Annotated in this window: 14 protein-coding genes; 10 read left to right on the top strand and 4 right to left on the bottom strand. The window is 32.4% G+C overall.

Annotation, left to right across the window (positions count from 1 at the left end):
• Positions 1–250 precede the first annotated feature (250 nt).
• Both LQ673_RS13220 and bioB read right to left on the bottom strand, forming a co-directional pair.
• Entirely contained in the window at positions 251–1,612 is a 1,362-nt protein-coding gene (locus LQ673_RS13220) for a CitMHS family transporter (RefSeq protein WP_159315977.1), read from the bottom strand.
• Positions 1,613–1,760: 148 nt separating this feature from the next.
• A complete protein-coding gene (gene bioB, locus LQ673_RS13215) occupies positions 1,761–2,723 on the bottom strand; it encodes a biotin synthase BioB (RefSeq protein WP_126477985.1) in 963 nt (320 codons plus the stop codon).
• Positions 2,724–2,896: 173 nt separating this feature from the next.
• On the opposite strand from bioB, the gene LQ673_RS13210 reads away from it, so the two are divergent.
• Entirely contained in the window at positions 2,897–3,526 is a 630-nt protein-coding gene (locus LQ673_RS13210; RefSeq protein WP_191836703.1) for an NDxxF motif lipoprotein, read from the top strand.
• A 447-nt stretch (positions 3,527–3,973) separates the two neighbouring features.
• Positions 3,974–4,348, top strand: a complete 375-nt coding sequence (locus tag LQ673_RS13205) for a hypothetical protein (protein ID WP_191836702.1) — start codon at positions 3,974–3,976, stop codon at positions 4,346–4,348.
• A gap of 56 nt (positions 4,349–4,404) precedes the next feature.
• Here the strand turns inward: LQ673_RS13205 and add are convergent, their stop codons facing one another.
• Positions 4,405–5,382 carry an adenosine deaminase gene (gene add, locus LQ673_RS13200; RefSeq protein ID WP_191836701.1) on the bottom strand — a complete coding sequence of 326 codons (978 nt, stop codon included), beginning with the start codon at positions 5,380–5,382 and terminating at the stop codon, positions 4,405–4,407.
• Positions 5,383–5,624: 242 nt separating this feature from the next.
• On the opposite strand from add, the gene LQ673_RS13195 reads away from it, so the two are divergent.
• From LQ673_RS13195 to LQ673_RS13170, 6 genes are all read left to right on the top strand, one after another.
• The gene (locus tag LQ673_RS13195) at positions 5,625–6,974 is read left to right on the top strand and encodes an amino acid permease (RefSeq protein ID WP_196308241.1); all 1,350 of its coding nucleotides are present in this window, start codon (positions 5,625–5,627) and stop codon (positions 6,972–6,974) included.
• 209 nt (positions 6,975–7,183) lie between these two features.
• Entirely contained in the window at positions 7,184–8,122 is a 939-nt protein-coding gene (locus LQ673_RS13190) for an ABC transporter substrate-binding protein (protein WP_191836699.1), read from the top strand.
• Positions 8,123–8,192: 70 nt separating this feature from the next.
• Positions 8,193–9,179 carry a FecCD family ABC transporter permease gene (locus LQ673_RS13185; protein ID WP_191836698.1) on the top strand — a complete coding sequence of 329 codons (987 nt, stop codon included), beginning with the start codon at positions 8,193–8,195 and terminating at the stop codon, positions 9,177–9,179.
• Positions 9,176–10,147, top strand: a complete 972-nt coding sequence (locus LQ673_RS13180) for a FecCD family ABC transporter permease (protein WP_191836697.1) — start codon at positions 9,176–9,178, stop codon at positions 10,145–10,147. Before LQ673_RS13185 ends, LQ673_RS13180 begins: the two co-directional genes overlap by 4 nt.
• Before the next feature lie 118 nt (positions 10,148–10,265).
• Positions 10,266–10,829 (top strand): cysteine hydrolase family protein, encoded by a 564-nt coding sequence (locus tag LQ673_RS13175; RefSeq protein ID WP_191836696.1) that lies wholly within the window; start codon positions 10,266–10,268, stop codon positions 10,827–10,829.
• 16 nt (positions 10,830–10,845) lie between these two features.
• The gene (locus LQ673_RS13170; RefSeq protein WP_191836695.1) at positions 10,846–12,210 is read left to right on the top strand and encodes an MFS transporter; all 1,365 of its coding nucleotides are present in this window, start codon (positions 10,846–10,848) and stop codon (positions 12,208–12,210) included.
• A gap of 374 nt (positions 12,211–12,584) precedes the next feature.
• Here the strand turns inward: LQ673_RS13170 and LQ673_RS13165 are convergent, their stop codons facing one another.
• Positions 12,585–13,508, bottom strand: coding sequence for an ABC transporter substrate-binding protein (locus LQ673_RS13165; RefSeq protein ID WP_191836694.1), 924 nt, complete (start codon positions 13,506–13,508; stop codon positions 12,585–12,587).
• A gap of 170 nt (positions 13,509–13,678) precedes the next feature.
• On the opposite strand from LQ673_RS13165, the gene LQ673_RS13160 reads away from it, so the two are divergent.
• Together LQ673_RS13160 and yidC are read left to right on the top strand one after the other, a co-directional pair.
• Complete coding sequence (locus LQ673_RS13160; protein WP_037590157.1) at positions 13,679–13,948, top strand: hypothetical protein; 270 nt, start codon at positions 13,679–13,681, stop codon at positions 13,946–13,948.
• A 29-nt stretch (positions 13,949–13,977) separates the two neighbouring features.
• Positions 13,978–14,736, top strand: coding sequence for a membrane protein insertase YidC (yidC, locus tag LQ673_RS13155; protein WP_191836693.1), 759 nt, complete (start codon positions 13,978–13,980; stop codon positions 14,734–14,736).
• Positions 14,737–14,879: the final 143 nt, after the last annotated feature.

Here is a 14,879-nt window from a genome sequence, read left to right as displayed (position 1 = left end):
ATAGCTTAAGTCCTGAATAAAGCCAAGAGATCGTTCAAGTCGTGGCTTAAGTACAGAATAAAGCCAAGAGATGGTCCAAGTCGTGGCTTAACGCCAGAATAAAGCCAAGAGATCGTCAAAGTCTTGGCTTAACGCCTGAATAAAGCCAAGAGATAGTCCAAGTCTTGGCTTAAGTAGTGAATAAAGCTAAGAGATCGTCAAAGTCTTTCCTTAAACCCTAAACATCCTCACTTTTTTCAAAAATCACATTCTATATCGTCACAATGCCCATCAAGATAGCGATAAATAGCATTAGGATGGAGAAGCCCCAAACCCAGAAGAATGCGTATTTGATATATCTACCCATATTGATTTCTGCAAGTCCAACGGCTAACCATACTGCTGGTGCGAATGGGCTGACGAATGTTCCGATTACGTTACCTATCATAAGTGAAAAGGCTGTTGATTGTGATGGAACACCAAATTGACTGGCTGTTGATTCTACTATAGGTAAGATAGCGAAATAATAAGCATCTGTACTTGTTAATAAATCTAAAGGAACACCTAATACACCGATTATAATGTGTAAATATGGTCCTACAACTGTTGGTAATACTGCAATTAACGATAATGCAATCGATTCTAACATGCCTGTTTCATTAAGTATTCCTAGGAAGACGCCGGCTGCTAATATAACAGCTGCCATCATTAAGGCATTTGGTGCATGTGCTCGAATACGCTCCATTTGTTCGTCGACATCTCTAAAGTTTAATGGTAACGCGATTGCGACACCGAGCATAAATGCAAATTCAGGTGGAACAATATCTAATAACATCATAGCTACGACGATGACTGTAAGTATTAAATTGAGCCAAAGTATGTAAGTATGCTTAGTAGCTTCACCTTTAATAGTAGCATTCTCTTCTTGGTCTTTTTCATAGTTTGCAATAATTTCATCCATATTGATTTTCACAACATCTTCATTAGGAAAAGCTTTAGCGATACGTCTTTTTTCGCGGATTCCTAAATAGATAGAGAATAGAATTGCGAGTACGATTCCGACTAGTTGAATAGGTATAACTTGATACCATAAGTCGTTGATATTATCGACTTTAAGAACTGAAGCGGTTCTTGCCATTGGTCCGCCCCAAGGTACCATGTTGATAATTGCTGCACTTAATGCAAGAAGTAGTACTAATAAGTATGGGCTCATTTTTAGTGCCCTGTATAATGGTAATAAAGCAGGAATTGCTAATAAGAAAGTAGTGGCACCAGCACCGTCTAATTGTGCAAAAGTACCGATAATCGTTGTGACAATTGCTACGATAATAATATTACCTCGTGTTAATTTAATCATTCCTCTAACAAAAGGTCTGAATAAACCACTATCTGAGATAATACCGAAATAGATAATCGCAAAAATAAACATGATTGCGACATTAAATACTTGATCAATACCGGATTCGACATATTTTCGAATATCTCCAAATCCATGACCAATAACTAATGCGCCAATTACAGGTATTAAAATCATTCCTACAACTGGACTAATTTTTTTCATAATTAACATTGCGACAATTGAAATAATAATAACGAGTCCAACTATTGTCAGCAGCGTATTTGGTTCTTCCATTTTTATCCCCCTCAGTTTAATATAGCGCTTACATTATTAAAAATTAAAAAGCTTTCTACAACACATTAAAGTGTAATAGAAAGCATATGTTTATTATATCATTTTACATTAAAAATTAATATAATAATTTGAAAATTCTAATAATACTTTAATAATCAATTTCAAATCCTAAATCTTGAATCATGTCATAATCCATTTGATTTGGTTGACCACCAGTAATTAAATAGTCTCCAACAAAAATAGAATTCGCAACCATGAGTGATAATGATTGAAGCGATCTTAAATTTACTTCACGTCCACCAGCAATACGTATTTCTTTTGTAGGATTAATGAGCCTAAACATACATAGAATTCTAATACATTTCATAGGTGTTAAGTCATCCATACTACCAAACTTCGTACCTTTTATAGGATGTAAGAAATTGACTGGAATACTATCAGCATCTAATTGATTCAATGTAAAAGCCATATCGATAATATCTTCGTCAGATTCACCCATACCACAAATCACACCAGAACATGGTGAAATATTCTTTTCCTTCATTATATTAATTGTATTTACACGATCATCAAAACTATGTGTTGTCACAACTTCATCATGATAGTTAGCACTAGTATTTATATTATGATTATATCGGTCTACACCACTGTTTTTAAGAGACTCAGCTTGTTGTTCATTTGTTAATCCGAGACATGCACAAATTTTAAGTTGAGGATGATTTCTTTTAATTTGCTCAACAGAATCAGTAATGTGAGAAATCTCTTTATCGCTAGGACCACGACCACTCATAACAATACAGTAAGTTCCAATTTTATTTTCAGAAGCCACTTTAGCACCTTCAACAATTTGATTCTCCGGAATCAGTGCATATCTTTGAGATTTTTGTTTAACATCTCTTGATTGTCCGCAATAACCACAGTCTTCGGGGCAAATACCACTTTTGGCATTTAAAATCATATTCAGTTTTACTTTCTTACCATAATAATGATGTCGAACTTTATAAGCTTCTTGAACAAGTGTTAATGTATCAATCGATTCATCTTGATAAATTTTTAAAGCTTCATCAAATGTTAAGTGATGACCATTGATTACGTTATTTCCTAAAGTCATTAAAATTCCCCCTCTATAATTATTAATAGAATACTAATAATATTCTTAATTGTAAACCTAAATATTTTTAAGGTTAACAATTAATGATTAATTGCTAAAATATGGTAGAAATTACAATGAACTAGTGATAGCATATATATTGAAAGGTTTAAATTATACATAGGGGAGATAAAATGAAGGGGTTTAAATCAGTCATTATATATAGTAGTTTAGCTTTATTACTTGTAGGGTGTGGAAACGAAGAAAGTTCAGCAAGTAAAGATAATGAGCACAATAATTCAGAACAGCAGTCAAATAAACATGAAAATGCGAAGTTGCCTACTATTGTATTTGAATCTGAGTTAACAAATGAAAAATTATCAAAATCAGAAATACATAAAAGTATTCAACGTTATTTAGATACAAGTGAAAGTATTTATAAAGTGACAACAAAGATTGAAGAAAAAGTATGGGACGAACAACCTTTAACGAAGAGAGAAGCAGATCAATTAGAAGAAGGTAGAAAACTTTTAGAAAAGAATGACCAGAACTTCTCGAATTATATAGAAAATAATACACTCCCTAAAGGCTATCAAAAAGAAACAAATAGAATCAGTCAGTACTTTACAAGTTACAATCAAACAATTAAAAATTTAGATCAACAAGTGCAAAAAATAGAAGATAAAGCAGAAAAAGGTACCATCTCAACAAAAGATATAAAAGATATCGTACCAGATAGTCAAAATGTAAATGGTAGACAACAAGCAAAAATAGAAAAATTCCTTAAACAAATCAATGTGACGACAAATGCGTTTAAAAGGTAGCAGGTTATTTTGAAAGATGGTGGTTGTATGCAGAAGCGACTATTAGAGAATCAAACACTAATAAGAGGAGCAAGCTTGTTTTTAATCTTTGTAATTGGAGCACTTCTATATTCATTTATGTCAGTTCCGAAAATGCTTATTTTCATGGTTCCATTGTTTATATTATTGGTGATATTTTGTGATTGGTTAAGAGGTGTAGAAAAAGCTAAGAACATACAACATTTTATGACCTATAGGTTAATTATACTCTTAATAGGTGTTGTATTATTGGTTCAATATTTTTTAAGTATTTATCGAGAAGACGTAAAGTCTTTATACTTGTTTGCATGGCTTATAATATCATTTATCGCTGACATTATTGAAAATAAATATTTCCTTAAACAAAACAATATGAACACGAATTTGGATAAAAGCTAAAAGGTTATTTTGAAAGATGGTGGTTGTATGATGAAACAATTAATTAAAAATAGAGAGTTATTAACGTTGATATTTGTATTTATCATGATAGGAATATGTTTGTTGTTGGGTTTATTCCTAAATCTTGAACAAATTTTGATATGTATATCTCCTGTATTAATCATTTTCATGATGTTTAGAGATTGGCTAAAGGGACAAGAGGAAGCAAAAAATTTGAAGCATTTTATGGTATTTAGGCTCATCATTAACATAATAATCTTTGTATTAATGATTCTATATATTTTCAGTTCATACCAAAGTGATAGTGGCCCAAATATTTTGTATATGCTTGGCTGGTGTATTGTTATCTTTATCGGCTACATTATTGAAAATAAATATTTCATAAAAAAAGAATCAGGTAAATAATAATCAAGAAACTTAAAAGGCTGGGACAGTACGATCTGTCTCAGCCTTTTGGTATTTTAATATTTCGTCTTTAATTGTTCTTTTTCAATGTCTGATATAAATGCATGGTCTATTGCTTTAATATTAATGTCTTTCATTTCTGGTATTGTTAACAACTGATGGTTGTACAAGAGTTGATATTCTTTGTTTAAGTTTGTATTCGAAACTGTTCTATTATCTGTATTAATATTAAATGGAATGCCTTGTTCTATAAGCTTTCTAATATTAAGTTCTTCTACTGATTGAATTGCTTTTGTTTGTAAGTTGCTCGTTGGACAAATTTCTAATAATGCGTTGTGTTGTTTAATGTATGATAATGCTTGATTGTCTTGAATTGCTGCAACGCCATGTCCTATTCTTCGTGCACCGAGTTCAATTCCTTCTATTATATTATGTATACATCCGCATTCACCGGCATGCAATGTTAAGTGGTGGCCAGAATCTGTAGAATGTTGAATGGCTTCTTGTATGACTTTTGTAGGAAATGCTTCTTCAGGACCTGCAAAATCAAAACCTACAATGTGACGATTGGTTGTATTTAACTGATCTACTGATTTAAATAGTTCAATGTTTGTTTGGTTGTCGTGATGTCGCATGCCACAAATTAGCAAATTGACTTTAATATCATATGTATCTTCAGCTTCGATTGCTCCGTTGTTAACAGCTTCTAAAATTTCTTCAATATTTAATCCTTTATCTGTATGGAAAAGTGGCGCAAATCGTATTTCTATATATTTAATGTTGTCATGATGTGCTTGTTGTGCGACATCGACAACTGCCTTCTCTAAACTATCTTTTGTTTGTAAAACTTTTAAAATGGTGTCGAAAGATTTTAAGTAGTCATCTAAGCTTTCGCAATTTTGGTCTACTTGAATATCTTCTAAATTAATAGATACATGTTGTTCTCGTGCAAGTTGCTGGATTAATTCGATACTAACAGAACCGTCTAGGTGACAGTGTAACTCTGTTTTTACTACTTCATTTATTGTAGACATTGGGAATATCCTTTCTTTATCTATTGGTATGATTTTTAAATATAGTTATATATTATAAACAAATTCAGAAATATCTGGTAGTATTTAGCACAAATGTGTAGATTTTGTGAGAAAGTTTATAAAAATATTATTTTTTTATCTGAAAATTCTTGGTTTTGAATTATTAAAAATGCTATATTTATAGAATATTTTTAAAATTACAGTTTGAAAATTTAGTACATACATATTAAGAAGGGTCAGACATGAATAATAATTTAAAAAGAGAGTTAACGTCAAGACAAATGCAAATGATTGCGATTGGTGGCACAATTGGTGTTGGTTTATTTATGGGGGCATCAAGTACGATTAAGTGGACTGGACCATCCGTGTTATTAGCATATGCGATTGCAGGTGTGTTTGTATTTTTAATTATGAGAGCGTTAGGTGAAATGGTTTACGTTTATCCAGATACAGGTTCATTTGCTAAGTTCGCAAATGATTATATTCACCCGTCATTTTCATTCGTAACCGCTGGAAGTAGTACATTTAACTGGATTATTGTCGGTATGAGTGAAGTTATAGCAGTAGGGTCGTATTTTAAATTTTGGTGGCCAGATTTACCTTCATGGATACCAGGTTTAGCAGTCGTTCTCATATTGCTTTCTGCAAACTTAGTTTCTGTTAAGTGGTTTGGTGAATTTGAATTTTGGTTTGCCGCTGTAAAAGTCGTAACGATTATATTAATGATTATTGCAGGGTTAGGGTTAATAATTTTTGGAATAGGTAATAACTTTAATCCGATTGGAATCAGTCATTTATGGGATCGTGGTGGTTTCTTCACAGGTGGTCTAAGTGGTTTCTTCTTTGCATTATCGATCGTATTTGGTTCTTATATTGGTATTGAATTAATTGGTATTACTGCAGGTGAAACGAAAGATCCACAGAAAAATATAGTAAAAGCTATTAACGGTGTTGTATGGAGAATATTAATTTTCTATATCGGTTCGATTTTCGTTATTGTAACTGTTTATCCATGGGATGAAGTGAATCAAATTGGTTCACCGTTTGTTGCGACATTTGCAAAAGTGGGTATCACTGCAGCTGCAACTATTATTAACTTTGTTGTAATTACAGCAGCAATGTCAGGATGTAACTCTGGTATATTTAGTACGAGTCGTATGCTTTATACGTTATCTAAACAAAAGCAAATTTCTCAAATATTCTATAGAACAAATAAAAATGGTGTTCCTCATATCGCTGTTATCGCAGTATCAATTGGTATCTTCTTCGGTATCGTCTTAGATATTGTATTACCTCTGATATTAGGTAAAGATACGAATATATTTGTTTATGTGTTCAGCGCAGGTGTGCTTCCAGGTATGGTACCTTGGTTTGCTATTTTAATTAGTCATATGAATTTTAGAAAGAGAGAACAAATTAAAGATCATCCATTTAAGATGCCATTCGCACCAGTCAGTAATATAATCACAATTATTATGCTTGTATTAGTTGTTATTGGCATGTTGTTCAACGCTGAAACAAGAATCTCAGTCATTATTGGTATCGTATTTATTGCGATCATTAGCTTATATGCATTTATTAAAAAGCCATAATATATGAATAAAAATACATGTACATTTTGAATGTATATGTATTTTTTTATAGTCTGAATCAAAATAAAGTAAATCCATTTGATAACTATGAATTGTTATATAACAGTTGAATAAAGGGATTTATAAATTAAATATTCAAAATTGACTATAGACATTATTTTATGAATATAATACAATTGATAACAGTTATCAATTAATAGGAGGACATCATGAATAAATATTCAAGGATTTTTATGGCAGTATTAGTTGTTTCAGCAATGTTTCTAGCAGCATGTGGCAATAATAAAGGTAGCGAAGCAGGTGCTAAGAAATCTGAAACAATAGAAATAAAAGACGAATTAGGTACTCAAAAAGTTAAAAAGAATCCTAAAAACATTGTCGTGTTAGAGTATTCTTTTGCAGATGCAGTTAAGAATCTTGGCAATACACCAGTCGGTATTGCGGATGATAATAAGAAAGAAATTATTAAAAAATTATATGGTGAAGATGTGAAATATACATCAGTTGGTACACGTAAACAACCAAACTTAGAAACAATCAGTTCACTTAAACCAGATTTGATTATAGCCGATGTTCAACGTCATAAAGGTATAAGTGAAGACTTGAAGAAAATTGCACCAACACTTGTATTGAAAAGTAGAGAAGCAAGCTACGATGATGTGAATGGGTCATTTAAAACAATTGGTAAAGCTTTAGGTAAAGAAGATAAAGCGAATCAATTACTTGAAGAGCAAGATGCAAAAATTAAAAAAGCTAAAGATAAAATAGATACAAAAGAAAACGAAGGTCAAAAAGTGATGATAGCTGTTGCGAGGGAAGATGCATTCCAAGCTCATACTTCTACTTCTTATGCTGGTCAACTATTAACGAAATTGGGATTAGACAACGCTGTAGAATCTAAAAATGCATATGAAGATATTAATCTAGAAAATTTATCTAAAATTAATCCGGATAAAATCATTTTTACAACTGACAAAAAGCATCCAATAACAGATGATTGGAAAGAAAAAGCGATTTGGAAAGATCTTAAAGCATATAAAAAAGGTCAAATATACCAAGTAGATAGAGACTTCTGGACAAGATTTAGAGGTATTAATGCAAATGACTATATCATAAAAGATTTAGAAAAATATAACGAAGAGAAATAAATACTTGAACAATGAACGTACATACAATTGTCCGTTCATTGTTTTATTTCTGAGTTGAGTTGGTGATGTTATGAAAAAAGAAACGATAATCATTATAGCAACAGTCATAATTTTAATAATAGGCATGTTTATAAATTTAAGCTTTGCTTCGTCAATTATGAGTTTTAAAACGATATTTCATGCTTTATTACATAATGATCATTCGAAAGATACATTAATTATTAGAACGGTAAGACTACCAAGACTATTAGTTGCGATTATGGTTGGTGTGAGTTTAGCGCTAGCAGGTGCAATCATGCAAGGTATTACGAGAAATGCACTTGCTTCACCTCAAACATTTGGTATTAATGCCGGCGCTTCGTTAGTACTTGTTGCGGCATTAGTTTTCTTTCCTGATTATAATGGTAATCAAAGTGCATATATTGGATTTATTGGTGCGATTTTAGGTGGCGTGATTGTGTATACCTTTATTTATGGACATGAGAATAATCAAGTTCGTTTAGCATTAGCGGGTATGACCATTCATTTACTACTATCTTCAGTCACTGAAGTGTTGATATTAATGAACGAAAACGCCACAGATATTCTATATTGGTTAACAGGTTCGTTAAACGGTAAAGATTGGGATAGTGTGGAAGTCTTATTACCGTGGTTTGTAATCGGTACGATTATCACAATTATGTTAGCGAGACATTTAACGGTTATTTCACTTGGTGATGATTTAGCAACAGGTTTAGGTGTTTATAAGAAACTGATTTATATCGTATTTGGATTGATGGTTATTATTCTAGCTGGTTCATCAGTATCTGTTGCAGGTCCAATTGGCTTTGTAGGCTTAATTGCACCTCATATTTCTAAGAGGTTGATTAGAGGCGGTTATGAAAGACATATTATATTAACAGCACTCATTGGTGCAGTGTTAATCGTTTATTCAGATGCGTTATCACATATTATTGCTTATCCTTATGAATCGCCTGTCGGAATTGTAACAGCTTTAATAGGCGGACCATTCTTCCTTTACTTATGTAAAAATGGAAGGAGTGTTCAAAAAGTATGAAACTTAAATGGAAATATATCATCGTTTCACTCGTACTATTGGTCGCATTATTCATTAATCTACAAGTAGGTTCTCAGTTTATAGGTACATCAAAGATTATATCTACATTAACTGGCTTTTCAGATGATTATGATTTTGTTGTATATAATTATCGATTGCCAAGAATGATTATTTCATTGATTGGTGGAGGCTTATTAGGTGTATCAGGTGCTATTGTCCAAAGTTTACTGAGAAATCCTTTAGCATCACCAGATATCATCGGTGTTACAAAAGGAGCAGGATTATTTGCAGTCGCACAAACATTATTGTTACCAGCACTACCATTTTATTTCTTAGGTATTGCTTCATTTATAGGTGCAGTTGTACTCATCATGCTTATTATGCTTATCGGCAAATTGTTCCAAGCAAGTACATACACCATTGCATTAATAGGTGTTGCTTTAAGTGCGATATGTCAGGCAGGTCTTCAATATTTCATGATTAGATATCCAGACAATATTAATACGACATTATTGTGGTTGTCAGGAAGTGTGTGGGGACGGAATTATGATGATTTATGGTTCTTTATCCCAGGCATAGTGGTGTTGCCATTTATTTTCTTATTTGCTCGTAAAATTGACATATTAAGTTTAGGTGATGAATCTGCTGTCAGTTTAGGTGAAAAAGTATCACTTATTAGAAATGTATATCTTGTAATGGCAGCAATTTGCGTTGGATCTGTTGTGTCAGTAACAGGAACAATTGGCTTTATAGGCTTAATTGCACCCCATATTGCAAGACTATTAGTTGGGCCAAAAGCAATTAAATTGTTACCATTGTCAGCTTTAATAGGGTCAATATTTTTATTAGTAGCAGATGCAATAGGTAAAGGGTTGTTTCCACCACTCGAAATTCCTGCAGGTGTAGTAACAGCCATTATAGGCGCACCTTATTTCTTATATTTATTAAAAAAATCTCAAAGTGTGTAGTGAGTTATTTAGCCGAAACAGTCATGATTGTTTCGGCATTTTTGATAGGCATAATTATTTCTTGAGAAATATGGCTGTGATAACATTGCATTAAAAAGAATATTAAGGAAGTGTAAGTATGTCTAATCAATCTGCTTTATTAGTTATGGATATGCAAAATGGTATTGTTGGTAGTTTATCTAATTCGAGTGAAATTATCGATAAAAACAAAAAGGCTATCGAAAGTGCTAGGAAACATCAAATTCCAGTTATTTTTGTGAGAGTCGCTTTTTCGAAAGGATTTCATGAAGTGTCACCTCACAACAAATCATTTTCACGAATTAAAGCAAGTGGACAACAAATGAGTGTGAATGATGCATCAACTCAAATTATAGACGAACTTGCACCAAATGAAGATGAAGTTGTTGTTACAAAACATCGCTTTAGTGCTTTTACAGGTAGTAATTTAGAAGTGTTATTGCGTGGTATGCAAATTGATCACCTTATTTTAACAGGTGTGGTAACGAGTGGTGTTGTATTATCTACTTTAGTTGAAGCGGCAGACAAAGACTTTGAATTAACGGTCTTATCAGATGCGATGACAGACAGAGATCTTGAAACACATCAATTTCTCATTGATAAAATTTTTCCTAGGTATGCGGAAGTAACTGAGACGATAGATTGGTCAAATACAATCGTATAGATAGGAGATAATTTATATGCGTCAAGTTTCGAGTGAGGAAACCTTTAATACGAAACTATATCCTCCAATGATTTTAGGGTCAATATTGAATCCTATCAACTCTTCTATGTTAGCTGTTGCACTTATACCAATTGCACAAGCTTTTGATATACCTTTTTATCAAACGACATGGCTTGTGTCATCGTTATATTTAGCAACGAGTATTGGTCAACCGGTGATAGGTAAGCTTATAGATATATTTGGTCCTAGAGGGTTGTTTTTATTTGCTACAAGTTTAGTAGGTGTAGCAAGTTTGAGTGCGATTTTTACACCATCTTTTTATGGATTAGTATTAGCAAGATTTCTTATAGGTATTGGTACTTGTGCAGGTTATCCTTCAGCAATGTATTTAATCAGTTATGAGGGCAAGCGCACAGGTAAAGATAGTCCAAGTAAAATATTAACAATGTTATCGATATCCAATCAGACGATTTCTGTTATTGGTCCAACAATCGGTGGTTTGTTAATTCACAGTGGCGGTTGGCAAGCAATATTCTTAGTTAATGTTCCACTTTCCATTCTGTCATTCGTATTTGGATTTTTATATTATCCAAAAGTTGAAAGTCCGAAAAAATTAAATGCATTAAAAGAACAGATAGACTTTATAGGTATAACGTTGTTTACAATTACTTTAACAACATGGATGATTTTCTTTATGGAGCCAGATCAATCCATTTTTTATCTATTTATAATTGGACTGTTCAGTTTAGTTGCTTTTGTCATTGTTGAACTCAAATCTAAAAAGCCATTCATTGATTTAAGAGTCCTTGGTCATAATGGTGCCTTAAACAACACGTATGTAAGATCTCTACTTACAGCAGTTATTTCTTATAGTGTGCTATATGGATATGTTCAATGGTTAGAAGAGGGTAGGGGGTTGACTGCTGCACATGCAGGACTCATGATGATACCTCAATTCTTGGTTGGAATTTTTATGGCACAATTAACAGGCACAAGACTATCAATCAAGTTCAAACTATATTTAGGAACAATTTGCGCACTCATTACGATGATAGGGTTTCAATTCATACAAGCTGATACACCAATATGGATATTAATATTATTAGCAGCAATTTTCGGTGTGCCACAAGGATTATTAAATTTAGCAAACCAAAATGCACTTTATCATCAAGCACCAAAATCAATGATAGGCATGTCAGCAGGATTATTAAGAACTGCGATGTATATCGGAGCAATCGTATCATCCACTCTCATCAGTACATTATTCAAAGGTGACCACATCACAAATGGTATACATGAACTAGGCTTATTCTGTATGCTGATAGGCATAGTTATCATTATTCTAACCTTTGTAAGCAGACGTTCATTAAGCGCAAGGTAAGACTGCGGGTTGTCTGAAGTTAGAGAGAGGGAAGGGTGAGTTTTGGAGTGGTTGCTTAGAAAATGTCCTTTTATAATGGGGGAATCTATGTGTTAATGATCAAGTGAATATTTGGGATTTAGAAACTTGTGAGTTAATGATAGAGAAAACTCATGAGATTGGGAAAGATGTGAGTTAAAGACGGAATAAACTCACGAGATCGCAAAAGATGTGAGTTAAAGGCGGAGTAAACTCACGAGATCGCAAAACATGTGAGTTAAAGGCAGAATAAACTCACATCTTTTACTAATTTACAAATTAAAGCCCAACATCTCTCAATTTCACACTCTCCATCAAAAAAAGAGCTAGGACACGTATCCTAGCTCTTTTCATATTTATTTCATTTCTTTAAATGCTTTTAAGAATATTTCTCTTTGTTTTTCTAATGAAATTGGATCGTTATATTGTGTTTCTGATACATCGAATTTAACGACGTGATCATTTTTCTTAGCTTCTGTATTTGCCCAAACATTTGTATCTTCGAATGGTGCTTTTTGATCTCCGTTTGCTGCGATTACAACAAAGTCACCTAAATATTTATCGAATTCTTCTGGTGTTATTGAGATAGCATTTGTTTTTTCTGTTGCTTTCTTAAGGTCTTCTGGTTGTTTTAATCCCCAACCGCTATATAAGATTTCAGTACCTCGACCTAATTCAGCACTGAATGCCATTAGTCCTTTTGGTGTTTGTTGTAAGACTGTCGCTGTTTTTCCTTTAATAAGTGGATCTAATTCTTCTCTATCATTTTTAAGCTTTTTATCCCATTCTTTAATCCATTCTTTGGCTTTATCTTCTTCGCCGACTAATTCTGCTAATTTAGTTGTATTATCTTTATATGTAGAAGTCATTGCATCAAAAGTAACTGTAGGTGCAATCTTTTTAAGTTTATTAAGGTTTTTGTCTTGTGCACTTGTAATAATTAAGTCTGGTTTAGATTTCGCAACTTGTTCAACATTTGTTTGATCTATTTTCTTAGCATCTTTCGTAACATCTTTAAGTACTTTATTTTGATTAATAAATTCTGGTACCGCTACTGGAGTATGATCAAATTTAACTAATGCGCCGACATATGTTGGATGTAATACTGCAATTCGTTTAGGATTTTTTGGTACGTCAACTTTCTTACCATTATCCATCGTAAATGATTTTGTATCAGAGTTTGAATCTTTCTTGCTACTTGAATCTTTATTGTCATTGTTGTTCCCGCATGCTGCAACAAATAAAATTAACGTTAATACTAAAATTAATACCTTTTTCATTAAAAGGCCTCCCCTTTGTTATTGATATTGATAATCTTTCTCAATTGTATCAAAATATAGTGATATTACAATAGGTTTTGCGAAATTTAAAGAGTGTAATTATTTGAATATCATATTTTTACCATGTATATTGAACGTAGTAAATTCAATTGGAAAGGAGTGAAGGCGTAATGGAATGGCTCATAGGGTTGTTAGGTGAAGAGATATTAATTAATTATGTTGCATTTAGCATACATTATTTCATTCCTGTGTTATTAACGCTCTTGTTTGTTTACTTGCAAATGCAGGCAAACATCAAGCTCCACAAAGATTGGATTGTAAGGTTTTCAACTGAAGTAGAGGATCAATACATTTTCGAATGGATAGTCCCTATTTTAAGGTGGAGAACACGTTGCTTATCCAAAACCGTCGATGAAGAAGACGCTAGTCCAATATATTAACGCATAATTAATATATTGGAGGAGAAATTTTGAAAAAATTATATACAGTTTTAGCATTTTTAGTAGTATCGATATTACTAAGTGGATGTGCACCACAAGAAGGTGGTGTATTTTATAATTCATTAGTAGAACCATTCATTTATTTGATTAAATTCTTTGCATCATTCTTTAATAATAGTTACGGAATTGGCATTATCATCGTTACTATATGTGTAAGACTAATTGTTATGCCGTTTATGTTGCGTTCTTTTAAAGGACAGAAGAAAATGCAATTTAAAATGAAGAAAATAAAACCACAAATGGATGAAATTAATGAGAAGATGAAATCAGCTAAAGATGAACAAGAACGTGCACAATATAGCCAAGAAATGATGGCTTTATATAAAGAACATGGTATAAATCCTTTAGGTATGGGATGTTTACCAATGATTATACAGATGCCGATACTAATGGCGTTGTACTTTGCAATATCTCATAATGATGCACTTGCAAGTCATAGTTTCGCTTGGTTTAACCTAGGTATACCAAATATATTTATGGCACTGATTGCCGGAGCACTCTATTTATTACAAGCATATTTATCCACAAAATATTTACCAGAAGAATCAAATGGACAAATGAAATACATCATGTATATAAGTCCAATTATGATATTTATTGTGAGTATGAGCACACCAGCAGCACTGCCATTATATTGGAGTGCAAGTGCGATCGTACTTATCGTTCAACAATATATATCTAATAAGTACTTTAATTATCACGAAGACGAACTTCAAACAAGTTCATAAATAATAAAAGATGCTCGATATGCCGCTAAAGTCTATGACTTTAGTGGCATTTTTTAATGACTTTTTAGACAGGGTTAAAAGAATAATCAATTTTTATAAAATGTTTGTATATTGAATTAAAGGTGACTATTTTTATAGAAATA

Origin of the sequence: Mammaliicoccus sp. O-M54 (genome assembly GCF_022386035.1) — a bacterium.
Classification (GTDB): Bacteria; Bacillota; Bacilli; order Staphylococcales; family Staphylococcaceae; genus Mammaliicoccus; species Mammaliicoccus sciuri_A.
This window is presented reverse-complemented; position numbering and strand designations above follow the sequence as displayed.

What these genes read in the sequence shown, in the direction of transcription:
- LQ673_RS13220 (WP_159315977.1), bottom strand. Translation starts at nt 1,612, where the DNA reads ATGGAAGAACCAAATACGCTGCTGACAATAGTTGGACTCGTTATTATT.
- LQ673_RS13210 (WP_191836703.1), top strand. Translation starts at nt 2,897, where the DNA reads ATGAAGGGGTTTAAATCAGTCATTATATATAGTAGTTTAGCTTTATTA.
- LQ673_RS13205 (WP_191836702.1), top strand. Translation starts at nt 3,974, where the DNA reads ATGAAACAATTAATTAAAAATAGAGAGTTATTAACGTTGATATTTGTA.
- LQ673_RS13195 (WP_196308241.1), top strand. Translation starts at nt 5,625, where the DNA reads ATGAATAATAATTTAAAAAGAGAGTTAACGTCAAGACAAATGCAAATG.
- LQ673_RS13185 (WP_191836698.1), top strand. Translation starts at nt 8,193, where the DNA reads ATGAAAAAAGAAACGATAATCATTATAGCAACAGTCATAATTTTAATA.
- LQ673_RS13180 (WP_191836697.1), top strand. Translation starts at nt 9,176, where the DNA reads ATGAAACTTAAATGGAAATATATCATCGTTTCACTCGTACTATTGGTC.
- bioB (WP_126477985.1), bottom strand. Translation starts at nt 2,723, where the DNA reads ATGACTTTAGGAAATAACGTAATCAATGGTCATCACTTAACATTTGAT.
- LQ673_RS13160 (WP_037590157.1), top strand. Translation starts at nt 13,679, where the DNA reads ATGGAATGGCTCATAGGGTTGTTAGGTGAAGAGATATTAATTAATTAT.
- LQ673_RS13175 (WP_191836696.1), top strand. Translation starts at nt 10,266, where the DNA reads ATGTCTAATCAATCTGCTTTATTAGTTATGGATATGCAAAATGGTATT.
- LQ673_RS13165 (WP_191836694.1), bottom strand. Translation starts at nt 13,508, where the DNA reads ATGAAAAAGGTATTAATTTTAGTATTAACGTTAATTTTATTTGTTGCA.
- LQ673_RS13190 (WP_191836699.1), top strand. Translation starts at nt 7,184, where the DNA reads ATGAATAAATATTCAAGGATTTTTATGGCAGTATTAGTTGTTTCAGCA.
- LQ673_RS13170 (WP_191836695.1), top strand. Translation starts at nt 10,846, where the DNA reads ATGCGTCAAGTTTCGAGTGAGGAAACCTTTAATACGAAACTATATCCT.
- add (WP_191836701.1), bottom strand. Translation starts at nt 5,382, where the DNA reads ATGTCTACAATAAATGAAGTAGTAAAAACAGAGTTACACTGTCACCTA.